The 2,624-nt window shown below is 61.8% G+C and carries 3 protein-coding genes; 2 read left to right on the top strand and 1 reads right to left on the bottom strand.

Annotated features, from left to right (window positions below; genetic code table 11):
- Together F8C90_RS11165 and F8C90_RS10630 are read left to right on the top strand one after the other, a co-directional pair.
- On the top strand, nucleotides 1-215 hold a 215-nt coding region (locus tag F8C90_RS11165; RefSeq protein ID WP_211361105.1), incomplete at its 5' end, for a hypothetical protein.
- A 138-nt stretch (nucleotides 216-353) separates the two neighbouring features.
- Nucleotides 354-1,193 carry a deoxyribonuclease IV gene (locus F8C90_RS10630; protein ID WP_158050476.1) on the top strand — a complete coding sequence of 280 codons (840 nt, stop codon included), beginning with the start codon at nucleotides 354-356 and terminating at the stop codon, nucleotides 1,191-1,193.
- A gap of 195 nt (nucleotides 1,194-1,388) precedes the next feature.
- Here F8C90_RS10630 and F8C90_RS10625 read toward each other — a convergent pair.
- On the bottom strand, nucleotides 1,389-2,624 hold a 1,236-nt coding region (locus tag F8C90_RS10625), incomplete at its 5' end, for a thiamine pyrophosphate-dependent enzyme (RefSeq protein WP_246155911.1).

Below are 2,624 nucleotides of genomic sequence, written 5' to 3'. Positions count from 1 at the left end.
ATCCATATGCGGTTATTGCCTTTCCACGAATCCTAACTTCAGCAATTAAGATTCTAGGCGATAACCGCTTCCTGCTTTCTACGGACAGGGAAGCGGCCCCTTACACCAACATTCGGCACGCGATCCCGATGCGGCCATTCGATCGGTTGCGCCGCGCCTTTGAAAATATTTTAGCTCGATGTGCGCAGGTTTTGAGAGAGAGCGACCGAAAGTGAAAGGGACGGAAAAGCCGCACCCCTCTGACCTGGCACTATAAAGAGATACTCGCCCGCGTATCGGCAGCGAACGGGCAAGCTGCCGCAAAACCTGCGCACATCAAGCTAAAATGTCGCGAAGCAGGAGAAAGGACGCATATGCTTACCATCGGATGTCATTTATCGGTCGCGAAGGGCTTTTTGGCGATGGCGAAAGACGCCGTCTCGATTGACGCGAACACGTTCCAGTTCTTCACGCGCAACCCGCGCGGGGGCAAGGCGAAGGCAATCGACCCCGCCGACATGGCAGCGTTCCACGAGTTCGCCGCGACGCATGGCATCACGCGCATCCTGGCGCACGCGCCCTATACGCTCAACCCGTGTTCGAAGAACCCCGAAACGCGCGAGTTTGCGCGCACGACGCTGGCGGACGACCTCGTGCGAATGGAAGAAACACCTGGTCAGTTTTACAACATGCACCCGGGAAGCCACACAGGGCAAGGCGCCGACACCGGCATTGAAATGATCACAGACGCGCTCAACGAGGTGCTGCACGCCGACCAGACAACCACGCTTTTGCTTGAGACGATGGCAGGAAAGGGAAGCGAAGTCGGGCGCACGTTCGAGGAAATCGCGCGCATCATCGACGGCGTGAAGCTGCCCGACCACGTGGGCGTGTGTCTGGACACGTGTCATATTTGGGACGCGGGCTATGACATAGCGGGAGACCTCGACGGCGTGGTGCGCGAATTCGACCAGGTCATCGGCCTCGATCGGCTGAAAGCCATCCATCTGAACGACAGCCTGAATCCCTGCGGCGCGCATAAGGACCGCCATACCCGCATCGGGGAGGGCCACATCGGCTTCGAGGCGCTCTCGGCGGTGACAAAGCACCCCGCGCTGCGCGATTTGCCCTTTTACCTGGAGACCCCGAACGACAAGCTCTCGGGGTGGGGCGAAGAGATCGCGGCTCTGCGCGCCGTTTGGGAAAACGAATAACGGAAGGCGCGAACCCGAGTTCCGCAAGGCGAGGCCCTTCGGCAGTGCCCAGTCGCTCAGACAGTCCTCGCTGCGCTGCGGAACTCGCTTTGTGGGCACCGCCGAAGGGCCCTACCTGCCCCCAAGAGCTCAAACGCAAGGCGTGAACGAGCCGAAAGCAATGTGGGGCACAAGCCGAAGGGCTCCTCCGCAAACCTATTGGTACGCTCGATAGCGGGCTTTAAGGCCAGAAAGCGGCAGCTTCACCTCGATGAGGCTTATGCCCGGCGTCCCGAGCATCTCCCCGTAGACCTGCGAAAACTCGCTCGGAGTGCCCACCTTGCGATAAGGCACGTTGAAAGCAGCCGCCGCGTGGGAGAAGTCGACGTCCTGCGGCGCCGAGAACAGGCGCGCGAAGTACGGCTCATCCGACGCCTGCGGGAGCATCTCGAAGATGCCGCCGCCGTTGTTGTTCAACAGCACCACGACGATACTCGGAGCAAGCTTTCCGCGCTCCGCCGCAACCTGGGCGATTTCGCGCTGGAGCGCAAGTCCACCCAGGTCATGCTGCAGCGTGAAATCCCCCGTAAGGAACGTCGTCTGCTCGAAATGCTGCGCGACGCCAAGGGCGGTCGACACCGTGCCATCAATGCCGTTGAGCCCTCGGTTGCACAGCACGGCAAGCGGCTTATCGCCTTTCACATAGAAGGTGTCGATTGCGCGAATCGCCATCGAGTTCGCGGAGAACAAGCACGACCCCGCAGGTGCCGCCTTCAGAATCTCGCGCACGTACGCGCCTTCGGGACGAGGAGCAACAGCGGCGGACTCGGGCTCAGCGTCTCCTGCAACCTCGGCCTCATTGGCAGCTTTGCCCGTCACCCTCTCCCGCGAATCTTCCTCCACCGAGAGGATGCGCGCCCGTTCGGCTGCGTTCGCCTCGCGCCACGCGGAAAGGAAGCCCGCGCTCGCCTGCGCGTCGCAATCGCACGTCAGCAAGGATCGCACGAAATCAATCGGCGAGCAAGTGACGAACAGATCGGTCATCGCGTTGAAATCGCGTGTCTCACCTGCATCAACGACAATCTCAATCGGGCGAGCCACAGCAAGCTTCTGCACGCAGCGCTTCGATACGGGATAGCGCCCGAAGCGGATGACCACCTCCGGTACGGGAAAATCGTCACGCCCGAGCACATTGTCGTAGTTGTCGATGACCGCCTCGTCGCCAAGCGAGCGCAGTCCCGAAAGCGGGTCGGCCAGAAGCGGCAAGCCGTACGCCTTCGCCCACGCCGCCACCTCGCGCGCCTCTTCCAAGCTCTCGCAAGTGCCCTCGCCCGCAAGCACCAGCGCGCGACGCCCGCAAATAAGGGCTTTCACCTGGTCGCACACCGCTGCCGAAAGGCGACTTACCGCAGCGACCTCGGGCCCGACAGCCCCCGCCGCCCCCTCCAAGCC

It is taken from the genome of Ellagibacter isourolithinifaciens (assembly GCF_008831035.1).
Classification (GTDB): Bacteria; Actinomycetota; Coriobacteriia; order Coriobacteriales; family Eggerthellaceae; genus Ellagibacter; species Ellagibacter isourolithinifaciens.
This window is presented reverse-complemented; position numbering and strand designations above follow the sequence as displayed.